Annotated in this window: 22 protein-coding genes; 13 read left to right on the forward strand and 9 right to left on the reverse strand. The window is 66.0% G+C overall.

Annotation, left to right across the window (positions count from 1 at the left end):
- Window positions 1–120 precede the first annotated feature (120 nt).
- Window positions 121–1,131 (forward strand): betaine--homocysteine S-methyltransferase, encoded by a 1,011-nt coding sequence (gene bmt, locus LL06_RS05300; protein WP_035523235.1) that lies wholly within the window; start codon window positions 121–123, stop codon window positions 1,129–1,131.
- A gap of 81 nt (window positions 1,132–1,212) precedes the next feature.
- On the opposite strand, the gene LL06_RS05305 is transcribed toward bmt, so the two are convergent.
- From LL06_RS05305 to LL06_RS05325, 5 genes are all read right to left on the reverse strand, one after another.
- The gene (locus tag LL06_RS05305) at window positions 1,213–1,836 is read right to left on the reverse strand and encodes a PadR family transcriptional regulator (protein ID WP_052161231.1); all 624 of its coding nucleotides are present in this window, start codon (window positions 1,834–1,836) and stop codon (window positions 1,213–1,215) included.
- Between the two features lie 283 nt (window positions 1,837–2,119).
- Window positions 2,120–4,144 (reverse strand): VWA domain-containing protein, encoded by a 2,025-nt coding sequence (locus tag LL06_RS05310; protein ID WP_035523237.1) that lies wholly within the window; start codon window positions 4,142–4,144, stop codon window positions 2,120–2,122.
- Window positions 4,141–4,710 (reverse strand): RNA polymerase sigma factor, encoded by a 570-nt coding sequence (locus LL06_RS05315; protein ID WP_035523239.1) that lies wholly within the window; start codon window positions 4,708–4,710, stop codon window positions 4,141–4,143. Before LL06_RS05315 ends, LL06_RS05310 begins: the two co-directional genes overlap by 4 nt.
- A gap of 72 nt (window positions 4,711–4,782) precedes the next feature.
- Complete coding sequence (locus LL06_RS05320; protein WP_173426108.1) at window positions 4,783–5,496, reverse strand: 4Fe-4S dicluster domain-containing protein; 714 nt, start codon at window positions 5,494–5,496, stop codon at window positions 4,783–4,785.
- A gap of 104 nt (window positions 5,497–5,600) precedes the next feature.
- Complete coding sequence (locus LL06_RS05325; RefSeq protein WP_152599501.1) at window positions 5,601–7,190, reverse strand: trimethylamine methyltransferase family protein; 1,590 nt, start codon at window positions 7,188–7,190, stop codon at window positions 5,601–5,603.
- Between the two features lie 249 nt (window positions 7,191–7,439).
- On the opposite strand from LL06_RS05325, the gene LL06_RS05330 reads away from it, so the two are divergent.
- Window positions 7,440–8,141 carry a B12-binding domain-containing protein gene (locus tag LL06_RS05330; RefSeq protein ID WP_035523244.1) on the forward strand — a complete coding sequence of 234 codons (702 nt, stop codon included), beginning with the start codon at window positions 7,440–7,442 and terminating at the stop codon, window positions 8,139–8,141.
- Between the two features lie 59 nt (window positions 8,142–8,200).
- Here LL06_RS05330 and LL06_RS26795 read toward each other — a convergent pair whose 3' ends face one another.
- Window positions 8,201–8,329: an entericidin A/B family lipoprotein gene (locus LL06_RS26795; protein WP_081963667.1), complete on the reverse strand. Its 129-nt coding sequence runs from the start codon at window positions 8,327–8,329 to the stop codon at window positions 8,201–8,203.
- Window positions 8,330–8,375: 46 nt separating this feature from the next.
- Between LL06_RS26795 and LL06_RS05335 the strand changes: the two genes are divergently transcribed.
- The 9 genes from LL06_RS05335 to LL06_RS05375 all read left to right on the forward strand — a co-directional run bounded on the left by LL06_RS05335 (window position 8,376) and on the right by LL06_RS05375 (window position 17,685).
- Entirely contained in the window at window positions 8,376–9,002 is a 627-nt protein-coding gene (locus LL06_RS05335; RefSeq protein WP_035523391.1) for a DUF1638 domain-containing protein, read from the forward strand.
- Window positions 9,003–9,118: 116 nt separating this feature from the next.
- Window positions 9,119–9,763: an exopolysaccharide biosynthesis protein gene (locus LL06_RS05340; RefSeq protein ID WP_035523247.1), complete on the forward strand. Its 645-nt coding sequence runs from the start codon at window positions 9,119–9,121 to the stop codon at window positions 9,761–9,763.
- Window positions 9,764–9,833: 70 nt separating this feature from the next.
- On the forward strand, window positions 9,834–10,604 hold the full coding sequence (locus tag LL06_RS05345) for a formyl transferase (protein ID WP_035523250.1): 771 nt from the start codon (window positions 9,834–9,836) through the stop codon (window positions 10,602–10,604).
- Between the two features lie 144 nt (window positions 10,605–10,748).
- Window positions 10,749–11,054 carry a virulence factor gene (locus LL06_RS05350; RefSeq protein ID WP_035523252.1) on the forward strand — a complete coding sequence of 102 codons (306 nt, stop codon included), beginning with the start codon at window positions 10,749–10,751 and terminating at the stop codon, window positions 11,052–11,054.
- Window positions 11,047–11,640, forward strand: a complete 594-nt coding sequence (locus tag LL06_RS05355; protein WP_035523254.1) for a methylenetetrahydrofolate reductase C-terminal domain-containing protein — start codon at window positions 11,047–11,049, stop codon at window positions 11,638–11,640. The genes LL06_RS05350 and LL06_RS05355 overlap by 8 nt, the downstream gene beginning before the upstream one ends.
- The gene (locus tag LL06_RS05360) at window positions 11,637–12,737 is read left to right on the forward strand and encodes a methylenetetrahydrofolate reductase (protein ID WP_035523257.1); all 1,101 of its coding nucleotides are present in this window, start codon (window positions 11,637–11,639) and stop codon (window positions 12,735–12,737) included. The genes LL06_RS05355 and LL06_RS05360 overlap by 4 nt, the downstream gene beginning before the upstream one ends.
- A 78-nt stretch (window positions 12,738–12,815) precedes the next feature.
- Window positions 12,816–13,775, forward strand: coding sequence for a methyltetrahydrofolate cobalamin methyltransferase (locus LL06_RS05365; protein WP_035523258.1), 960 nt, complete (start codon window positions 12,816–12,818; stop codon window positions 13,773–13,775).
- A gap of 285 nt (window positions 13,776–14,060) precedes the next feature.
- Window positions 14,061–16,100: an ASKHA domain-containing protein gene (locus LL06_RS05370; RefSeq protein WP_035523261.1), complete on the forward strand. Its 2,040-nt coding sequence runs from the start codon at window positions 14,061–14,063 to the stop codon at window positions 16,098–16,100.
- A gap of 394 nt (window positions 16,101–16,494) precedes the next feature.
- Window positions 16,495–17,685, forward strand: a complete 1,191-nt coding sequence (locus LL06_RS05375; protein WP_035523264.1) for an MFS transporter — start codon at window positions 16,495–16,497, stop codon at window positions 17,683–17,685.
- Window positions 17,686–17,698: 13 nt separating this feature from the next.
- Here the strand turns inward: LL06_RS05375 and LL06_RS05380 are convergent, their stop codons facing one another.
- Window positions 17,699–18,064 (reverse strand): SH3 domain-containing protein, encoded by a 366-nt coding sequence (locus tag LL06_RS05380; RefSeq protein ID WP_152599502.1) that lies wholly within the window; start codon window positions 18,062–18,064, stop codon window positions 17,699–17,701.
- Between the two features lie 120 nt (window positions 18,065–18,184).
- Window positions 18,185–19,093 (reverse strand): LysR family transcriptional regulator, encoded by a 909-nt coding sequence (locus tag LL06_RS05385; RefSeq protein WP_035523394.1) that lies wholly within the window; start codon window positions 19,091–19,093, stop codon window positions 18,185–18,187.
- Window positions 19,094–19,210: 117 nt separating this feature from the next.
- On the opposite strand from LL06_RS05385, the gene LL06_RS05390 reads away from it, so the two are divergent.
- On the forward strand, window positions 19,211–19,477 hold the full coding sequence (locus LL06_RS05390) for a hypothetical protein (protein ID WP_035523269.1): 267 nt from the start codon (window positions 19,211–19,213) through the stop codon (window positions 19,475–19,477).
- A 55-nt stretch (window positions 19,478–19,532) separates the two neighbouring features.
- The gene (locus LL06_RS05395) at window positions 19,533–20,534 is read left to right on the forward strand and encodes a GlxA family transcriptional regulator (RefSeq protein ID WP_035523272.1); all 1,002 of its coding nucleotides are present in this window, start codon (window positions 19,533–19,535) and stop codon (window positions 20,532–20,534) included.
- Window positions 20,535–20,636: 102 nt separating this feature from the next.
- Here the strand turns inward: LL06_RS05395 and LL06_RS05400 are convergent, their stop codons facing one another.
- Window positions 20,637–21,467 (reverse strand): response regulator, encoded by an 831-nt coding sequence (locus LL06_RS05400; protein WP_052161232.1) that lies wholly within the window; start codon window positions 21,465–21,467, stop codon window positions 20,637–20,639.
- Between the last annotated feature and the right edge of the window lie 58 nt (window positions 21,468–21,525).

The following is a 21,525-nucleotide window of genomic DNA, read 5'->3' on the forward strand; positions in this document are numbered from 1 at the left end:
AGACACAAGACCCCGCCGGCGCGCGCGCAGCCGGCGGGGTTTTTTGCTGTCCGGAGCCGATCCCTGTTGCAATGACATAAAGACATCTTTATACGTTGCTCAATTACACAGGAGACCTCCATGTCCGCACCCAATCCGCTCGCCGACCTCTTGGCCGAAAAGGGCATTCTTCTCGCCGACGGCGCGACGGGCACCAATCTGTTCGCCATGGGGCTCGAATCCGGCGAGGCGCCAGAGATGTGGCTGGAGACGGCGCCCGAGAAGATCACCAAGCTGCATCAGGATTTCGTCGACGCCGGATCGGACATCATCCTCACCAACAGCTTCGGCGGCACCCGCAACCGGCTCAAGCTGCACCACGCCGACGACCGGGTGCACGCGCTCAACAGGAAGGCCGCCGAGATCGCCCGCGCGGTGGCCGACAAGGCGCCGCGCAAGGTGATCGTCGCCGGCTCCGTCGGCCCCACCGGCGACCTGCTGGTGCCGCTGGGCGCGATGACTTATGAATCGGCCGTGGAATCCTTCGCCGAGCAGATCGCCGGCCTCAAGGAAGGCGGCATCGACGTGGTCTGGATCGAGACCATGTCGGCCACCGACGAGATCCGCGCCGCCGCCCAGGCCGCCACCGACGCCGGCCTTCCTTACGTCTACACCGGCTCCTTCGACACCGCCGGCAAGACCATGATGGGCGTGCACCCGCGCGACATCCATTCGCTGGCCCGGGACATCGGCGACGGCCCGGTGGCCGTCGGCGCCAATTGCGGGGTCGGCGCGTCCGACATCCTGTCCTCGCTGCTCGACATGACCGACGCCGATCCCGACGCCATCGTCGTGGTCAAGGGCAATTGCGGCATCCCCGAATTCCGCGGCACCGAGATCCATTATTCCGGCACGCCGCCGCTGATGGCCGACTACGCCCGCCTCGCCATCGACGCCGGCGCCCGCATCATCGGCGGCTGCTGCGGCACGTCCTGCGACCATCTCGCCGCCATGCGGAAGGCCGTCGACAGCCACATCAAGGCCCAGCGCCCGACAGTGGCCAGCATTGTCGAGCGCATCGGCCCGATGCGTAACACGGTCGCCACCGACAACCCCGCCCCCACCCGCGAACGCCGCGGCCGCCGGGGCTGAGCAAACCGTCATTCGAAACGACAAAGGCCGGCGCATGCGCCGGCCTTTTTGGTTGCCTGTGGGCTGACAGCCCTGGTCCGGTCAGTCCCGGTCCGGGCCGGCCTGCCCCGCTCCGCCCTGCAGATCCTCGATGTCCTGCCGCGCCTTCTTCAGGATCTCGAGCGCCTGCTGCGCCTGGCCGGCAGAAAAGCCGCCGCTGCGCACCTGGCGGAACAGCGACCGCCTGAGCAGGCGGAACTCCGCGCCCAGCGACACGCCCTGGATTTCCTCGGACGCCTCGTCGATCTGCGCGTTGATCCGGTCGAGATCGACCCGGTTGTCCTCGAGATAGGCCTGGCCTTCCGGCGTGATCGAGAACAGCTTCTTGGCGCCCTGCATCTGGGACGAGACGAGATCCGCCTCCTCCAGCATCTGCAGCATCGGGTAGATCGCGCCGGGGCTCGGGCTGTAGGCGCCCTGGAACCGGGCCTCGAGCGCCTTGATGATGTCGTAGCCGTGGCGCGGCTGCTCGGCGATCAGGCCGAGGACCACGAGCCGCAGCGCGCCGGCGTCGAACATGCGCTTGCCGCCGCCGCCGAACGGCCCGCCGCGATGGCGCCCGAACGGCCCGCCCCGTCCACCTCCATGGCCGCGTCCTCCACCCCCTTCGGGACCCGCGAAATGATGATGGTCGCCGTGGCATCTGTGTCTGTGCATTCCAAACATGCTGGATATCCTTTCTTTAGGTCGATAGCACTTGATGACGCAATATCTACGTAAAGATATATCTTTTGCAAGAGCCATCGCGTCCGGATTCGGAAACTTTCGATCTCCTCGTTGTTTTTAAATGCTTATTTTAGATGGTCCGGCCCTGCGCCAAGGCCTTCTGGCGTTACGTTGGCCACCAGAAAAGTCTTGTGCGGGCAAAGCCACGGCAAGGAAGCGTCCGGCGATACACCATGAGCCACGCCGGACCGCTCTTGCGGGATCGCCGGCAGTTCTTCAGCCCTTACCGGTCAAGGCCCTCGGCCAGCCGCACCAGTTGGAGGAATTCCGCCCGGTAGCCGAAGGGGTCATCGCCGCGGGCCTCCAGCGCAATCCTTTCAATCGCGTCAAAGCCGAAATCGCCGAGTTGGTCGGCATCGCGAAGCTTCTGCCCAAAGGCTGCGACACCGACCGAAAACCGGACATCCTCGGGCGCGTCGGCAAAACTGCCCACTTCCGCGGTCTGGCCGACGGGTATTTCGGTCAGCCTGCTTTGCGCCTCGCCCGGCAGCTTGGCCCTGATCTTGAGAAAGGCCAGTTCATCGCCACGGGCGGCATTCGAGGCCGGTGCGGGGTCGCCATAGCGCAGGTCGCTGTTGAGCACCGCCGGGCTGCCTACGGGAGTGATCTCGTAAATCGCGGTGACGGTGTGGCCGGAACCGATCTCGCCCGCATCCACCCGGTCATTGTTGAAGTCCTCGCGATTGAGAGCCCGGGTCTCGAAGCCGATCTGGCGATACTCGGCCACCATGGCCGGATTGAACTCGAGCTGGAACTTCACGTCCGACGCAATCGGGAACAGCGACGCCGAGGCTTCCTGCACCAGCGTCTTCTCGGCCTCCGCGAGCGTGTCGATATAGGCCGCGACGCCGTTGCCGTTCTGCGCGAGCGCCTGCATCAGCTGGTCGTTGTAGTTGCCCTGCCCGAAGCCGAAGATCGACAGGAACACGCCGGTCTCCCGTTTCTTCTCGATCATCGCGGTGAGCGACCGGTCGTCGCTCTGGCCGACATTGAAGTCGCCATCGGTGGCGAGCATCACCCGGTTGACCCCGCCTTCGACAAAGCCTTTCTCGGCGAGCCTGTAGGCTTCCGCAAGACCGGCCGCTCCTGCGGTCGATCCCCCGGGACGCAAGGCGTCCATGGCGTCGAGGATCCTGCGTCGCTCTGAAACCGGCGTCGGCTCGAGCACCGTGCCCGCCTCGCCCGCATAGGTGACGATCGACACCGTGTCGGCCGGATCGAGCGTGTTGACCAGCAGCCGGAAGGCCGTCTTGAGCAGCGGCAGCTTGTCGGGCTCCTGCATTGACCCCGACACATCGAGGAGAAACACCAGATTGGCGCGCGGCCGCTCAGCCGGCGCGATGTCGTAGCCCTTCACCCCGATGTGCAGAAGCTTCGTGTGCGCGTTCCACGGCGTTGGCGTCACCGTCACCGTGGCGCGGAACGGCGTGGCCGCACTTTCCGGTCCGGGATAGGCATAGGGGAAGTAATTGACCATCTCCTCCACCCGCACCGTCTCCGGCTCGGGCATCACCCCCTGCTTTAGCGCCCGGCGCACAAACGCGTAGGATGCCGTGTCGACATCCGCCGAGAAGGTCGAGACCGGGTGTTCGGCCACGGACTTGACGCTGTGGCTCTCGACCGCCTCCACCCTGTCGCGGCCGGTCTCCATCTGCGGAACCGGGTAATCGGGAGACCGCAGTATGGCGTCCTGCTCGAGCTGTGCATTGGCCTGCCCATACTCGCCGTCGGGTTGAGGCGTGAAGCTCTTGCGCTGCATGTCTTGCGGCGCCGCGCCCATCGGGTTCAACGCCCGTTGCGCCGGCTGCGGCGCGGCCGCCATCGGCGGCGTCGCTTCAGCCACGGCCATCTCTTCCTGCAAGGGAGCAGGCGGCGATGGTTTCAGCAGCGTCACCTCCGGATCGACAGGTCGGCCCATTTCCAGGGGCGCCAGGAGTTCCGGCTCGAAACCGTGGTGGTCTTGGGCAATCTGCCAGGTCATGTAGGCTGCCGCAGGCAGGATCATCAAGGTGGCAAGGGCGGTGCCCGCCATATAGCGCTGGTTCATCAGTCCGCTCCGTATCGAGGTTACGATACGGCTAAGACGTCCTCCGGCGGCCGATCCTTGGGCAGCTTCTTGGGCAGCACGCTTTTTTTCCGGCCCGGCCTTGTCGAAAGCCAGAAGGGCGGCGTCGAGCGCCTGGCGTTTGGCATCCTCCAGCGGCGGCGGCGCGCTGCGCGCCAGTCTCTTGAGATCCTTGTCGATCATTGCTCGTCTCCAGACCCGCGCAACAGCGTTTCGAGCCGCTTTCGCGCGGTATGCACATGGTAGGAAACCGTGGATTCAGCGCAGCCCATCACAACGGCAGCTTCGGCGTGGCTCAATTCCTCGCCGTAAACCAGCATCACCGCATCGCGTTGCTTGTCCGGCAGCGTGCAAACCGCGTCCCACACGTAATCGCTGTGGCTCGGCTTGTAGCAAGCGATGTCGTCCCCGAGAGCCGCGGCGTGGACCGCAAGTGCCTTCGCCTTGCGCATCTCGCGGTCGATGAACCTGGCATGATCATGGGCGGCATTGATCGTGATGCGGTAGAGCCAGGTCCTGAACGCGCTCTCTTTGCGCCAGTTGCGGATAGCGAATCCGAGCCGGACGCAGACATTCTGCGCAATATCCTCGGCCGCGGACCTGTCGCGGCACCATTTCCAGGCGACGCGATGAATGAAGGCATAATGGCGCCCGACAAGCATGGCGAAAGCGTCGCGGTCGCCAACAGACGCCCGTTCCGCCAATGTATCATCCGCCGGCTCTTCGTCGCTCCGGGTCTTCGGTTCCATGCAGTCACGTGTCTCCATCATCGGATACTTTGACGACGGAATACTTGCATTCCTTGGGTGCGGGAGAAAATATTATCTGAACGCCGCCATGTGGAAGCGGATCTGCGGATCGCTGTAGCGGTGGTCCCGCCCGACCGGGCAGGCGTCGCGCGCCCGGCATCCGCCGCTCATGCAGCCCTGCCGGCCGGCCTCGGTTGCGAGATACGCGCGGCAGCCCGCCACGTCGAAGCCGTCCGGGCTGTAGGCCCCGACCGGGCAGGCCGAGAGGCAGGGCCGGTCGGGGCAGCTATCGCAGGGATGGGAGGTGACGGGCGCAGCGCCGGCAGCGTCGGGCGTCAGCCCGAGCCGCGCCGCGGCCGCGGGCGAAAACAGGATCGCGCCGCGATAGCCGTGCCAGAGACCATAGACCGGATGGATGAGCAGGCCGAGCGGCGAAGGCTTCAGGCTTTCGGCCGCCATCGCCCATTGCTGGAACGGATGCCAGGGCCTGTCGGAGGGGAACACCGCCTCGCCGCCCGCGGCTGCGGCCAGCGGCGCGATCAGCGCCTTCGACCAGGCGTCGAGCGGATGGGAGAGGCCGGGATGGGCGCCGCGCCAGGCCTCGAACACCGGCCAGAAACCGCCGCCGCCATGGCCGACGAGAACGATCGCCGCAGCCGCCCCGCCCGCCGACAGTCGCGGCGCGGCCTCCTCGGCCGGAACCACGGATCCGCGCAGGCAGAGCCCGTGGACGGCCAGCGCCGCCTCAAGCACACGCAGATCGCCCGGCCCGGCCACGGGCGTCACCTTCCCGTCCCGCCGTCGCGGAACGCGGATCTCCAGACCTCCTTGTGGATGAGGCCTGCGACTTTCTCCTGACCGCCTGTCTCCCTGGCTTTATCGGGCTGTGTTCACGTGAAGGCGTCGGGCATCTCCGCCTTGCGCTTGGCGATATAGGCAAGCAGCGCCTCGTCGATCGCGGGATCGAGCTCCGGTCCGACATAGCTGTCGAGCCACGACCGGCACAGCGCCCGCGCCCTCTCCTCGATGCGCTTCTCGCCTTCGGCCAGCCACTGCTCGTAGGAATTGTTGTCGGCCAGCGACGAGCGGTAGAAGGCCTGCTGGAAATTGGCCTGGGTGTGGGCGCAGCCGAGATAGTGGTTGCCGGGTCCCACCTCGGCGATGGCGTCGAGCGCCTGGCCGGTTTCCGACAGGTCGATGCCCTCGGCGAAGCGCTGCTGCATGCCGAGCTGGTCGATGTCGATCATGAACTTCTCGTAGGAGCTGACCAGCCCGCCCTCGAGCCAGCCGGCCGAATGCAGCGCGAAATTGGTGCCCGCCAAGAGCGTCATGTTGAGCGTCGAGGCGCTCTCGTGCGCGGCCTGCGCATCGGGGACCTTGGAGCCGCAGAGCGAGCCGCCGGTGCGGAACGGGATCTTCAGCCGCCGCGCGAGCTGCGCCGCACCATAGGAGACCAGCGCCGGCTCCGGCGTGCCGAAGGTCGGCGCGCCCGACTGCATCGAGATCGACGCGGCAAACGTGCCGAACAGCACCGGCGCGCCGGGACGGATGAGCTGGGTGAAGGCCGCGCCCGCCAACACTTCGGCGAGAATCTGCGTGAGCGTGCCCGCCACCGTGACCGGGCTCATGGCGCCGGCGAGAATGAACGGCGAGACCACGCAGGCCTGGTTGTTGCGGGCATAGACCTTGAGCGCGCCGAGCATGGTCTCGTCGAACACCATCGGCGAATTGGCGTTGATCAGGTTGAGGGTGACGCAATTCTTGTCGACGAAGTCTGCGCCGAACAGGATCTTGCACATCTCGATCGTGTCTTCGGCGCGCTCGGGCGCGGTCACCGAGCCCATGAACGGCTTGTCGGAATATTTCATGTGGCTGTAGACCATGTCGAAATGCCGCTTGTTGACGGGCACGTCGACCGGCTCGCACACGGTGCCGCCGGAATGGTGCAGCGCCGGCGCCATATAGGTCAGCTTCACGAAATTGCGGAAATCCTCGATCGTCGCATAGCGCCGCTCGCCGTCGAGATCGCGCACGAAGGGCGGGCCGTAGACCGGGGCGAACACGGTGGCCTTGCCGCCGATCTGCACCGAGCGCGCCGGATTGCGCGCATACTGGGTGAAGATCTCGGGCGCCGTCTTCAGCAGTTCGCGGCACAGACCCTTGGGGAACCGGACCCGCTCGCCCGAGATGTCGGCGCCGGCTTCGCGCCACAGCGCGATCGCCTCCGCGTCGTCGCGGAACTCGATGCCGATTTCCTCGAGCACCGTGTCGGCGTTGCGCTCGATCAGGCTCAGGCCTTCCTCGTCCAGCACCTCGTAGACGCCGAGCTTGCGCATGATGAACGGCATCGATAGGCCGGGTCCGCCGCCGGATCGCGCCGCGCGACGCCCCGCGGCGCCCTTGCCGCGCCGCCCGGATGCGGCCTCCGGCGTCGCCTCTTGAGCCAGTTCAGGGGTGGAAAGCGTATCTGGATGAGCCATCAAAAGCCTGCATTTTCTGAAATGGCGCACCATCGCGCCGATTCCGACATGCTAGCCAAAACCGCCTCCCGCACATTCCTCTGAGCGCCAAGCCTTGGCGCTCAAGGAATATTGCATAAAAGACACGCCGTCGCTTTTTCCGTTATGCGCGTCGCATTCAAGGAACTTTTTGCACACAATCGCCTATATCGCTATGCACGTGGACAGCTTCGGCTTGCCGCCGGACCAGCGCATTCAAGGGAGATACCGATGTCTGACGATGAAATCATTCTTTCCGAACTCTCCGACGATGAACTTGTCCAGCAGATGCATGACGATCTGTATGATGGTCTCAAGGAAGAGATCGAGGAAGGCACCAATATCCTTCTCAGCCGCGGCTGGACGCCCTACGACCTGCTCACCGAGGCCCTCGTCGAGGGCATGCGCATTGTCGGCGAGGATTTCCGCGACGGCATTCTCTTCGTCCCCGAAGTGCTGATGAGCGCCAATGCGATGAAGGCCGGGATGTTCATCCTGCGCCCTCTGCTGATCGAGACCGGCGCGCCCAAGCTCGGCAAGATGGTGATCGGCACCGTCAAGGGCGACATTCACGACATCGGCAAGAACCTGGTGGGAATGATGATGGAAGGCGCGGGCTTCGACGTCATCGACCTCGGCATCAACAATCCGGTGGAAAAATACATCGAGGCGATCGAGCGCGAACAGCCCGACATTCTCGGCATGTCGGCGCTCCTGACCACCACCATGCCCTACATGAAGGTCGTGATCGACACGATGAAGGAAAAGGGCATCCGCGACGATTTCATCGTGCTGGTCGGCGGTGCGCCGCTCAACGAGGAATTCGGCAAGGCCGTGGGCGCGGACGCCTATTGCCGCGACGCCGCCGTGGCCGTCGAGACCGCCAAGGATCTCATCAAGCGCCGCCACAACCGCCTCGCCGCCGGGGCGTAAACGGTTGAAACGGTCGCGTTGAACCAGGCGCCGGCTCCGGCGCCTGGGACCAGATCGGCCTACTCGACCGAATCCTGAACCGCGTCAACGGACTGGTTGACATCGCGGCCGACGCCGCGAATGGTATTGGCGCATGACGCCAGCGTCAGGGCGACGAGCACTACGGCGGAGATCTTGAAAAGGTTCATGGCTTGAAATCCTAGATTGGAGAGCACCGGTCAAAAATCGGTCCTGATGATGTCCACGACGGAAGAACGATCAACTCCGGCAAAAGTTCCACGCTCCGTGCGAATTATCGCCTGCGGCATGATTGCCCGCGAGGTCCTGGCGGTCAACGCCCAGCTCGGCCATGATCACATCGATCTCAAATGCATCGACGCCAATTACCACCATCATCCCGACCGCATCGCCCCGGCGGTGGACCGGGCGATTCGCAAGGCGCGGGCGGAGGGCTTCGAGCACATCTTCATCGGCTACGCCGATTGCGGCACCGGCGGCGATCTCGACAAGGTCTGCGCCGCCCACGGGGTCGAGCGGATCGCCGGGCCGCACTGCTTCTCCTTCTACATGGGCAACGCCGCCTTCGAAGCGGCCGGCGACGAGATGATGACGACCTTCTTCATCACCGATTTCCTCGCCCGGCATTTCGACGCCTTCCTGATCCGGCCGCTCGGCCTCGACCGCTTTCCGGAGCTGCGCGACACCTATTTCGGCCATTACGAGCGGGCGCTGTACCTGGTCCAGACCGATGATCCGGAGCTCGAGGCGAAGGCCCGCGCGGCGGCCGACCGTCTGGGCCTGCGCTACGAACGCCGGGTCACCGGCTACGGCGACCTCACCGTGGCGCTGGCGGGACTCTGAGCTGCGCCGGCGAATTTTCGGCACGGTCGATCTGTGGCAACAATTCTTCCGGCATTGCCACATTTTTTAAGCAATCCATGCTTACATCAGGACTATCGCAATTCAGGGTATCTCCAGTGAGTCTGCAGTCCGCCGTGTCGCCCGTCTCCTCCATCGATGCAACCGAGAAGAAGCATCCCGAAAAGCTCTCCGAGCTTCTCGAGCGGCTGGCGCGCGACGCCGGCGCGCGCGTTTCCATGGGCGAGATCGCCAACGCGCTCAACGACCGCTCGTTCGGCGCCTTCCTCCTGGTCTTCGCCCTGCCCAATCTCATTCCGCTGCCGCCTGGCGCCACCATGGTGCTGGGCCTGCCGATGGTGTTCGTCGCCTGGCAGATGGTGATCGGCTACAACAAGGTCTGGCTGCCGCGGGCGCTTTCCAATTACACCGTCGACCGCGCCACGTTCCAGCGCATGGTCACGCGCGTTTCGCCCTGGCTGCGCAGCGCCGAGACCTGGGTGCGCCCGCGCAACTGGCCGCTCGACGGACCGGTGCGCGAACGGCTGTTCGGGATTTTCGCGCTGCTGCTGGCCGTCACCTGCGTGCTGCCGATTCCCTTCGGCAACTGGCTTCCCGCCTTCGCGGTTGCCGTTCTCGGCGTCGCCCATACCGAGCGCGACGGCAATTGCCTGGCGCTGGGCGTGATCACCGGCCTTGTCTCGGTCACCGTGGCGGGTCTCGTGGTGGCCTTCACCGGCGCGGTGCTGGTCCGCCTGTTCTGAGGACGCCCGCCGTAGTCGGATCTTAACCCCGGTCGTGCTAGGGTCGCGCTTTGCATCCGACGGAAAACGCATGACCAAACAACCGGCCATCCTCGTTATCACCGCTGGCGGCGCCTATGCCTGGGTCATAGCCAATGCCCTGGCGTCGCGATTTCCGGGCGTCGAGGTGGCGTTGGAATATCCCGAGCCGAAGGGCGTGTTCCTGAAGCGCCGGGCCCGCAAGGTTGGCTGGGTCCAAACCGTCGGCCAGTTCTTCACCATGCTCGTCTCGCGGTTCGGAAAGCGCTTCGTCAGCGCCCGGATGGACGCCATCGTCAAGGATTTCCGGCTGCAAACCGAGCTCGCGCCCGGCGTGCCGCTCACGCGCGTCTCCTCCGCCAATGGCGCCGACTGCCTGGAGCTGATTGCCGCGCGCAAGCCCGATGTGGTGTTCCTGGCCGGATGCCGGATGCTGTCCAGGGCGACGCTCGCCGCCATTTCCTGCCCCGTGCTCAACTATCATTCTGGCATCAACCCGAAATACCGCGGCCTGGCCGGCGGCTGGTGGGCGCGCGCCACCGGTGATCATCAGAACTACGGCGCCACCGTGCACCTGGTCGATCCCGGCGTCGACACCGGCGCGACGCTGCATCAGGTCTTCCTCCCGCGCGACCCGCGCGCGACCCTGTTGACGGACGCGCTGATCATGGCCGCGGGCTCCCGCGAGATGGTGGTGCGCGCCGTGGAGGACGCGCTCAAGGGCGACTTCGCCCCGGTTCCGAGCGACCTGCCCTCCGTGCAGCGCTTCCATCCGCCGGTCTGGACCTATCTCGCCACAGGTCTCGGCAAGGGCGTCTGGTAGGCTTTTCCAAGCGCCATATTTGACCGCGCCGGTCATCCCGATTACCTCCGTCACCCCGCAGGTCGTTTTTGACGCGCCGCGCGTCGTCGTGAGCGAAGCGGCGAAAATTCCCCATGCGCATTGTGAACCTTCAAGGAGACCGAAATGGCCAACCGCATCATCGTCTACTGGCGCGACATTCCAGCCCAGGTGATCATCAAGAAGGGACGGACAACCGCCAAGCGCGAGCTGTCGCTCCGGTTCACCGAAGCCATCGACATGTGCGCCATGCGGACAGGTGCTGCCGAGACCGACGACTATCTCGCCGAATGGCGGCGGGCCGATCCGGTGGAGGTTTCCGACGATCTTGAAGCCGAGGCCGATGCGGCCGCGGCCGAGCTGGAAGCAGCCTATGACAGGGAGCGCCTGGTGGCTCTCGTCAAGGGCGGAGGCAGGGAGAGCCATGGCTGACGAACCGACCAAAGCGACGCAGGCGAGCCTCAACAAGAAGGCCGCGGCAAAGACGGCCTACAAGCCGTCCGGCGTCTCCGCCACCGGCCGCAACGCGCGCAGTTTCGCCATCCGGCTGTGGTCGGTGCGGCACTCGCGCCTGCTCGAGTGGTTCTACGCCCACTTCGCCGACCTGTTCCTGCTTCTGCATCCGATGTGGAAGGCGATCGGCTACCAGCGCGCCGAGGGGCCGGTCAAGTTCATGGAGAAGCACGTCAAGGGCTTCCTGTTCGACTGCCGCATGTGCGGCCAGTGCGTGCTGTCGTCGACCGGCATGTCCTGCCCGATGAACTGCCCCAAACAGTTGCGCAACGGCCCCTGCGGCGGCGTCCGCGCCAACGGCCATTGCGAGGTCGAGCCCGACATGCCCTGCGTCTGGGTCCAGGCCTGGTCCGGCGCCCAGCAGATGAACGGCCGCGACATGATCCTCAACGTGCAGAAGCCCGTCGACCAGTCACTGCGCGAGACCTCGTCCTGGCTGAGGGTTACCGCCGCCGCCGCCGCCAGGCGCGAAGAAGCAACCGCCACACCCGGAGCCCCGCAATGAGCCAGGCCGACGCCAATCCGCACGATCCCAGCGCGCCGCTCGAGCCGTTGCCCGGGCATTCGTCGCACGGACGGCTGGAGCGCATCCTGCGCCGCGGCGAATTCGCCGTCACCGCCGAGCTCAACCCGCCCGACAGCGCCAATCCGCACGACGTCTACGAGCGCGCGGCGATCTTCGACGGCTGGGTCGACGGCATCAACGCCGTCGACGCCTCCGGCGCCAACGCCCACATGTCCTCGGTCGGCATCTGCGCGCTGCTCACGCGCATGGGCTATGCGCCAATCATGCAGATTTCCTGCCGCGACAAGAACCGCATCGCCATCCAGGGCGACGTGCTTGGCGCCTCCGCCATGGGCGTGCAGAACATCCTGTGCCTGACCGGCGACGGCGTGCAGGCGGGCGACCAGCCCGGCGCCAAGCCGGTGTTCGATCTCGACTGCATGTCGCTCTTGGAAACCATCCGCATCATGCGCGACAATTCCAAGTTCCTGTCGGGCCGCAAGCTCACCAGCCCGCCCACGGTCTTCCTCGGCGCGGCGATCAACCCCTTCGCCCCGCCCTATGATTTCCGGCCCTTCCGGCTCGCCAAGAAGATCGCCGCCGGCGCCCAGTTCGTCCAGAGCCAGTACTGCTACGACGTGCCGATGTTCCAGAAATACATGAGCCAGGTGCGCGACATGGGGCTGCACAAGGAGTGCTTCATCCTCTGCGGCGTCGGCCCGCTGGCCTCGGCGCGCACCGCCAAGTGGATGCGCTCCAACGTGCCCGGCGTGCACATTCCCGATGCGATCATCAAGCGCCTGGAAGGCGCCGAGGACCAGAAGAAGGAAGGCAAGCAGATCTGCATCGACATCATCAACGAGGTCAAGGAGATCGAGGGCGTCGCCGGCATCCACGTCATGGCCTATCGTCAGGAGGAATTCGTTGCCGAGATCGTCCACGAATCGGGCGTGCTCAAGGGCCGCCGGCCCTGGCGCAAGGAACCCAACCCGGCCGACGAGCTGGTGGCGGCGCGGATGGAGGAAATCCTCGAGCAGCCCCGGCAATTGCCCCATGAAATGGCCGGCGCCGTGGGTGACTCCGAGGCCGCCGGCTAGCCGCCAAGGCTTGCATCGCCCGCCGAAAATCTATAACGATATAAACAACTCTTTATGTCTTCACTGCAAGGATCGAACATGACCCGCACTATCGTCGCCTCCGCCACCCGCGAAGTCATCATCGGCTTCGATCAGCCCTTCTGCGTGATCGGCGAACGCATCAACCCGACCGGGCGCAAGAAGCTCGCCGCCGAGATGATCGCCGGAAACTTCGAGACCGTCATCAAGGACGCGCTCGAGCAGGTCGCCGCCGGCGCCACGATGCTTGACGTCAATGCCGGCGTGACTTCGGTCAACCCGAACGAGACCGAGCCGGGCCTGCTGGTGCAGACCATGGAGATCGTGCAGGGCCTGGTCGACATCCCGCTGTCGATCGACAGCTCGGTGACCGCGGCCATCGAGGCGGCGCTGAAGGTCGCCAAGGGCCGGCCGCTGGTCAATTCCGTGACCGGCGAGGAAGAAAAGCTCGAGGCCATCCTGCCGCTCTGCAAGAAATACGACGTGCCGGTGGTGGCGATCTCCAACGACGAGACCGGCATTTCGATGGATCCCGACGTCCGCTTCGCCGTCGCCAAGAAGATCGTCGAGCGCGCCATGGATTACGGCATCAAGCCGCACGACATCGTCGTCGACCCGCTGGTGATGCCGATCGGCGCGCTCGGCGACGCCGGCCGTCAGGTTTTCGCGCTGCTCTACCGGCTGCGCAACGAACTCAAGGTCAACACCACCTGCGGCCTGTCCAACGTCTCCTTCGGCCTGCCGCACCGCCACGGCATCAATGCCGGCTTCATCCCCATGGTGATCGGCGCCGGCATGACCTCGGCGATCATGAACCCCTGCCGTCCGCAGGAAATGGAAGCCGTGCGCGCCGCCAATGTCCTCAATGGCACCGACCCCAACTGCACCAACTGGATCAAGACCTACAAGGACTACCAGCCGCATGTGGCGGGCTCCGCCCCCGCGCCGCAGTCCCAGGCCCCCTCGGGCGGCGACAGCCGTCGCCGCGGCGGCCGCGCCGGACGGTCGGGAGCCGCGTGAGCCCTTCATGACCGCCCCTTTCGTCCTGCCATCGGGCAGGTCCGGTGCCATGACTGACCGCATTGTGCTGTTCGCTTCGGAAGTGGCGCATGATTTTGCCCGGGGCGAAGCCCCACTACCCCCCTCCCCCTTGAGGGGTGGGGGTGGGGGTGGGGGTAGAGGCGACCGCCGAACCAACAATCATTACTCATCCAGTACGGCACCCTCCGTCACCCCCACCCGGATCAGCTTCGCTACGCTCGCTTCTCCGACCTCCCCTCAAGGGGGAGGTGAAAGGCCTCTGCCATGACCGATCATCTCGTCCTGTTCATGCCCTCGGGCAAGCGCGGCCGCTTTCCCACCGACACCCCCGTGCTCGACGCCGCGCGGCAGCTCGGCGTGCATGTGGAAAGCGTCTGCGGCGGCCGCGGCATCTGCGGGCGCTGCCAGGTCGACGTGCAGGAAGGCGTCTTCGCCAAGCACGGCATCACCTCGTCCAACGACCACATCTCGCCCTTCGGCGGCAACGAGGTCCGCTACGCCGAGAAGCGCGACCTCAAGCCCGGCCGCAGGCTCTCCTGCTCGGCCAAGATCCTCGGCGACCTGGTGATCGACATCCCGCAGGACGCGGTGGTCAACGCGCAGGTGGTGCGCAAGGATTCCGACGGCCGCGTCATCACCCGTAACCCGGCGATCCACATGTGCTATGTCGAGGTCGAGGAGCCCGACATGCACAAGCCGCTGGGCGATCTCGACCGGCTGCTGCAATCGATCGAGGCCGACTGGGGCTTCAAGAACCTCGCGATCGACACCTATCTGCTGGGCCGCGTGCAACAAATCCTGCGCAAGGGCAACTGGACCGTGACCGCCGCCGTGCACGAGCCGGTCCATGGCGGCCAGGCGACGCTGGTGGCGCTCTATCCCGGCCTCAAGAACGAGGCCTACGGGATCGCCTGCGACATCGGCTCGACCACCATCGCCATGCACCTCTCGTCGCTCCTGTCGGGCCGGACGCTCGCCTCCTCGGGCACGTCGAACCCGCAGATCCGCTTCGGCGAGGATCTGATGAGCCGCGTCTCCTACGTGATGATGAACCCCGAGGGCCGCGAGGGCATGACCACCGCCGTGCGCGAGGCGATCAACGGCCTGATCGACAAGGTCTGCAAGGAAGGCGAGATCAGCCGCGCCGACATTCTCGACGCCGTCTTCGTCGGCAACCCGATCATGCACCATCTGTTCCTGGGCATCGACCCGACCGAACTCGGCGGCGCGCCCTTCGCGCTCGCGGTCTCCGGCGCGGTCAACATCAAGTCCTCCGACATCGACATCCCGCTCAACCCCGGCGCCCGGGTCTACATGCTGCCCTGCATCGCCGGCCATGTCGGCGCGGATGCGGCGGCGGCGACGCTGACCGAAGGCCCGCACCGCCAGGACGAGATGATGCTTCTGGTCGATGTCGGCACCAATGCCGAGATCGTGCTCGGCAATTCCATCCGCACGGTGGCCGCCTCCTCGCCCACGGGGCCTGCCTTCGAGGGCGCCGAGATTTCCTGCGGCCAGCGCGCCGCCCCCGGCGCCATCGAGCGCATCCGCATCGACGCCGAGACCTTCGAGCCGCGCTATCGGGTGATCGGCATCGAGCCCTGGTCGGACGAGCCGGGCTTCGAGGAGGCGGCCAAGACCGTGGGCGTCACCGGCGTCTGCGGCTCGGGCATCATCGAGATCATCGCCGAAATGTATCTGGCCGGCATCATCACCGAGGACGGCGTCATCAATGGCGATCTCGCCGCCCGGAGCCCGCGCATCGTCGGCAATGGCCGCACCTTCTCCTACCTCCTGCGCGACGGCGAGCAGAAGCTGATGGTGACCCAGACCGATGTTCGCGCCATCCAGCTCGCCAAGGCGGCGCTCTACGCCGGCGTCAAGCTGCTGATGGACAAGCAGGGCATCGACCATGTCGACCGCATCGGCCTTGCCGGCGCCTTCGGCTCCTTCATCGATCCCAAATACGCGCTCGTGCTGGGGCTTGTGCCCGATTGCGACCTCGACAAGGTCAAGGCCGTGGGCAACGCGGCCGGCACCGGCGCGCGCATGGCGCTCCTCAACCGCGACCACCGCCGCGAGATCGAGGCCACCGTGACCCGCATCGAGAAGATCGAGACGGCGCTCGAGCCGAAGTTCCAGCAGCATTTCGTCAACGCCATGGCCTTCCCCAACAAGGTCGACGCCTTCCCGCACCTGAGCCAGGTGGTCAAGCTGCCGGAACGCTCGATGGACACCGACGCCGCCGCCGGCATCGAGCCCGGCGCCGGCCGCCGCCGCGGCGGACGGAGAAACCGGGACTAGGACGGGGTCATCGGCCGGTAGCCGGCGCCCTCGCGATTGGCGGCCGTCACAAACGCGTGGTGCGGCGGCCGCCCCTCGGACCCCACGGCTCGTCACCCTCGCCCCTGTGGCGAGGGTCTCCAGCAGTCGGCCCAGACATAATTGGACCAGTCTTGAAACCGATGGGCCAGGAGATCCTCGGGACAAGCCCGAGGAGGACGGCGCGGCGGAATGAGCGCCGTCAGTCAGGCTCCTGAACGGTGGCGGGGTCCGAACCGCATGACGTGTCCGGATCCGTAGCGGAGTCCGACCCGGTGGAGCCTGCCGCCCCCGCCCTCTGCCATCGTCGCCTCGGCCTCGCCCCCTGAGCCCGTCCGCCCTTTACCCGAATCGAAGCTGCGTCTACCCATTTGCCATGCCCCATTTCCTCCGCGCCCCGCTGTTTCTGGTTCTCCTCCTCTGGGCCGCCGGGCTGGGCGCCGCGGCGCAATTTGCCAAGATCGTGGTGATCTTCCCCGAGCTGCAGGCGCATTACGGCCAGACCGGCGCCGCCTCGGGCTATCTCGTGTCGCTGATCTCGGTCGTCGGCATGCTGCTCGGCCTGATCGCCGGCATCATCGCCATCCAGATCGGCGTGCGCCGGCTGCTGCTGTCGGGCCTTGTGCTGGGCGCGGTCATTTCCGCCTGGCAGGCGACCCTGCCCGGCTTCGGCTGGATGCTGGCGAGCCGGCTCGTCGAAGGCCTGTCGCATCTGGCCATCGTCGTCTCCGCGCCGACGCTGATCGCCGAACTCTCCGGGCGGCGCTACCAGGGCATGGCGCTCACGCTCTGGGGCAGCTATTTCGGCGTGGCCTTCGCGGCAATCGCCCTGGCGGCCCCCTGGGTCCTCGCCACATTCGGCCTGCCCGGCCTGCCGGCGATCCATGCCGTCTACATGGCGGCGATCGCGGGCCTGCTCACGCTGGCGCTGCCGGTCATCGACCGGCGCGATGCGCCGCCCTGGCCGACGCCCGGCGACATCGCCCGGCGGCACCTCGCGGCCTATTCCTCGGCCTTCATCGCGGCGCCCGCGCTCGGCTGGCTGTTCTACACCCTGACCTTCGTCTCGATGCTCGCCATCCTGCCCTCGACGCTCGATCCGGGGATCCGCGCCTTCGCCACCGCCGCCATGCCGCTTGCGAGCATCGCCTCGTCCATGACCATCGGCAATCTGCTGCTCAGATATGTCTCGGCGGTCAGCGTCATCGTCGCGGGCTTCGCCATCGCCATCCTTCTGGTGCTGGCGTTCTGGATCACCGGTCCCCAGCCCTGGCTGTTCATCGCGCTGTTCGCGGCTCTCGGGCTGGTGCAGGGCGCGACCTTCGCCGCGGTGCCCGAACTCAATGCCGCGTTGCCCGACCGGGCGCTCGCCAATGGCGGCATCGCCCAGACCGGCAATCTCGGCAATGCGCTGGGCACGCCGGCGCTGCTGGCCGTCACCGCCGCCGGCTCGGCCGCCGGCCTGCCGGTGCTGCTCATCGTCTGCTACGCCTCGGCGATCGCCGTGCATCTGGCGATGGCGCGGCGCCGCGCCGCAACGGCGCGCGCGCCAACGCCGCAGGGCTGAGCCGGCGCGCGGCTCATTCCGGCCAGATATACTTGCCGCGCGCCCAGCCGAGTTCGGCGTCGTTGGTCATCACCTGGCACCAGACATTGGCCTTCTTCATCTCGGCATAGATGCCTGCCGCGCTGCCGCCGCCGTCGATCCGGAACGAGACATTGGTGACGATGTTCTTGCAGCGCCCGGTCAGGCTGATCGGCTCGTTGAGTTCATAGACCGCGATGACCTGCGAAGTGGCGCCGGGCCATTTGCGGACGTTGAGCCCGTCATCGGGCGCGATCGCTGTGACGGTGCCGGCGGTAAACGCCGACGACGAAGCCGGAACCGTGGCGATGGCGACGAGGGCCGCCGCGACGGCCGAGAGCATGCGGATGGATGATGTCATGATCTTCTCTCCCCTGAAGGCGCCGCTCCACGGGCGCCGATGCCGTGAAGACTAGCCGCCCCTGCCTGAATTCGTCCTGAATCCTCCGTTCACAGGCGGTTCATCGCCGCCGCGCGCCGCTCACTGCGCCTCGAACGATCCGGTCTCGTTGAAATGCTCGAAGCCGGCGCGGAAATGATCGCTGAGCGCCAGCACCTGCGGCGACGGATCGGCCGCCACCTTGAGCAGAAGATGGTATTTGCCGGGGGCCGGAAGGCCGCAATCCTCGTCCAGGATCTGGATATCCGGCCCGAGGAAGCTCCGTCCCATCGGCGCGATCGCGAGATCGGCGAGGATCGCCGAGCGCTGCCCCGCCGAATGCGACGTCATGAAGGCAACGCGGTAGGACCGGCCGACCGTCTCGAGCGCCGAGATCGCGCTTTCGCGCCAGACGCAGCCCTCGTCCCACATCGACACCGGCAGCGGGTCCATCAGATAGGCCTGCCCTCCCTTCGCGCCGGCCCAGACGATGTCGTCGGTCATGAGCACCTCGCCGGGCTCCGGCGTCTGGTCGCGCATGCAACTGATGAGCGCGATGTCGATATGGCCCGAGCCGAACCGCTTGAGCAGATTGCTCGACTGGTCGATCACCACATCCACCACCACGGAGGGATGCGACTTGGCAAACAGCTTGAGCACCGACGGCAGCACCGCCTCGCCGTAGTCCGACGGCGAGCCGATCCGCACCACCCCCGAGACGTCGGAGGTCACGAACCGCGACACCGTCTCGCGGTTGAGCGCGATCAGCCGCCGCGCATAGCCCAGCAGCACCTCGCCGTCATGGGTGAGCGACACGTTCCTGGCGTCGCGGTTGAACACCGAGACGCCGAGCTGCTCCTCCAGCCGCTTGATCTGCATGGAGACCGCCGACGGCGTGCGGAAGATCCGCGCCGCCGCCGCGGTGAAGCTGCCGGTTTCGGCAATGGCGACGAAGCTGCGCAGCACATCGGGGTCCAGCATCATCAGCGGGTGGTTGAGGGGGGCGTTCATGGCGTTCAATTCCATTGATCGTTGATGTCAATTCATTTCGATTGATTGAATGATGCACCGGAGCGATGCTCAAGTCAATCCAGCCTGGCTGGTCAACCCGACACAGGAGACACGACGATGTTCGGCATTCCCCAGATCATCCGCCACTACCGCCGCTGGCACGCCAGCCACAGACGTGCGGCGATGGAGCGGGCCATGCTCGACCTGCCGCTCGACCTGCGCAAGGACCTCGGCTGGCCGAGCCCGCGCGACGGCTCGTCGGCCAGCGCGGCCAGCGCCGCATCCCCCGTGCGCCGCATCCCCCGTGCGCCGGATGCAGTGACGCCGCCCGGATCCCCGTCGCACGGCGAAATTTTTCGCCGTGCCGCCCGTGACAAACCATGAATTTTATGGCCTGATCGCGACATGGCCCTTTGCGGGCGCGCACAGGGAATTGGGCATGCCCCCACACACCAAACATATGCGGTCCATCGTCTTTTTCATGGTGCCGGAGTTTTCCATGATCGCCTTTTCCATGGCGATCGAACCGTTGCGCCTGGCCAATCGCATGCTGGGCTACGAGTGCTACAAATGGCGCCTGGCGTCGCTCGACGGCGAACCCGTGCCCGCCTCCAACCAGGTCGTGGTCGCCGTCAACGCCTCGCTCGCCGACGAGCGCCGCAGCCTGGCGGGCGAGAACCGGCCGACCATGGTGTTCGTCTGCTCGGGCGTCAATGTCGAGCGCTTCGACAACAAGTCGGTGCTGGCCTGGCTGCGCGAGGAGCACAATCGCGGCGTCGCCATCGGCGGGTTGTGCACCGGCGCCCATATCCTGGCCAAGGCCGGGCTGCTGTCGGGCAAACGCTGCGCCATCCACTGGGAAAACCTGCCCGGCTTTTCCGAAGCCTTCCCCAAGGCCAATGTCTTCGCCGACCTCTACGAGATCGACGGCGACATCCACACCTGCGCCGGCGGCACCGCGGCGCTCGACATGATGCTGAGCCTGATCGGCGAGGACCATGACGACACGCTCGTCAACCGCATCTGCGAAATGGCGCTTACCGACCGCGTCCGCAACGCCCATGACCGGCAGCGCTTGCCGCTGCGGGCACGGCTGGGCGTGCAGAACGCCAAGGTCCTGTCGATAATCGAGCTGATGGAGGCCAACCTGTCCGAGCCGCTGTCGCTGATCGAGATCGCCGACGACGCCGGCCTGTCGCGGCGCCAGATCGAGCGCCTGTTCCGCCAGGAGATGGGCCGCTCGCCGGCGCGCTATTATCTGGAGATCCGGCTCGACCGGGCGCGGCACCTGCTGATCCAGTCGCCGATGCCGGTGGTCGAGGTGGCAGTCGCCTGCGGCTTCGTCTCGGCCTCGCATTTTTCCAAATGCTACCGCGAACTCTACAACCGCTCGCCGCAGCAGGAGCGCGCCGAGCGCAAGCAGTACCAGAACGCCGCCTGAGCAGGGCATGACCGCCTATAGCCGCGCATCCTGTGGGATGCGCGGGGCGCGCGATGGTCGCGCGTCCCGCGGCAGCGGGCTTGTGCGGTTAAGATCAGTCCGTCAGGCCGAGGCCGCGACCAGCGGCAGCATCGAGGCGGCCTTCTTCAGCGCTTCCATCTTGAGCAGGATGCCGATGTTCTGCGCGATGCGGCACTGGAACTCTTCCTGGACGAAGGGGCGGTAGAGAAAATCGCTGGCCCCGGCCTTGAGAAAGCTCGCCGACAGCGCCGGGTCGTTGGAATTGGAAATGCCGATGATGCGCAGCACGTCGTCGGGATAATGCCGGCGCAGCTTGCGGGTGAGCTGATAGCCGTCCATGTCGCCCATGTGATAGTCCGTCAGCACCAGCTTGATGTCCGGATTTGCCTTCATCGCCTCGAGCGCCTCCTCCCCGGAGGTGGCTTCGACGATCTCGAATTTCTGCGCCTTGAGCATCGACGACAGGATGCTGCGCTGGGTCTTGGTGTCGTCGACCACCAGGATGCGGAATTCCCGGTTGGAGATGATGCGGCCGACGGCGATGACGATTTCGTCGAACGCCCGGTCATTGTCCTTGATGACGTAATCGAGCACGTTCTTGTTGAGGATGCTCTTGCGGGTGTTGAAGTCGAACTTGCCGGTGAAGACGATGGCCGGCAGGTCGATTTCGAGCGCGTAGTCGAGCGCCTCGCAATGGGGCGAGTCGGGCAGGTTGAGGTCGGTGACGGCGACGAAGAAGCCGTGGTCGGGACCGACGGCGGCCTCCCGCATCTCGGCGAGCGAGCTGCAGGTCACCACGTCGACGCCGAGATCCGTTTCAAACCGGTATTTCAGCGCGGAGGTGAACATCCGCGAATCCTCCACCAGCAACACCCGAAGCCGTTCGGGCGCGGAGGCCAAACTGCTGCGCATGCCAGGCTCTTTGTTGGTTCTTGGCAAAGCACTTACTCCAATTGCGCGCCGGACGGTC

The organism is Hoeflea sp. BAL378 (assembly GCF_000759435.1).
In the GTDB taxonomy this organism is placed as follows: Bacteria; Pseudomonadota; Alphaproteobacteria; order Rhizobiales; family Rhizobiaceae; genus Hoeflea.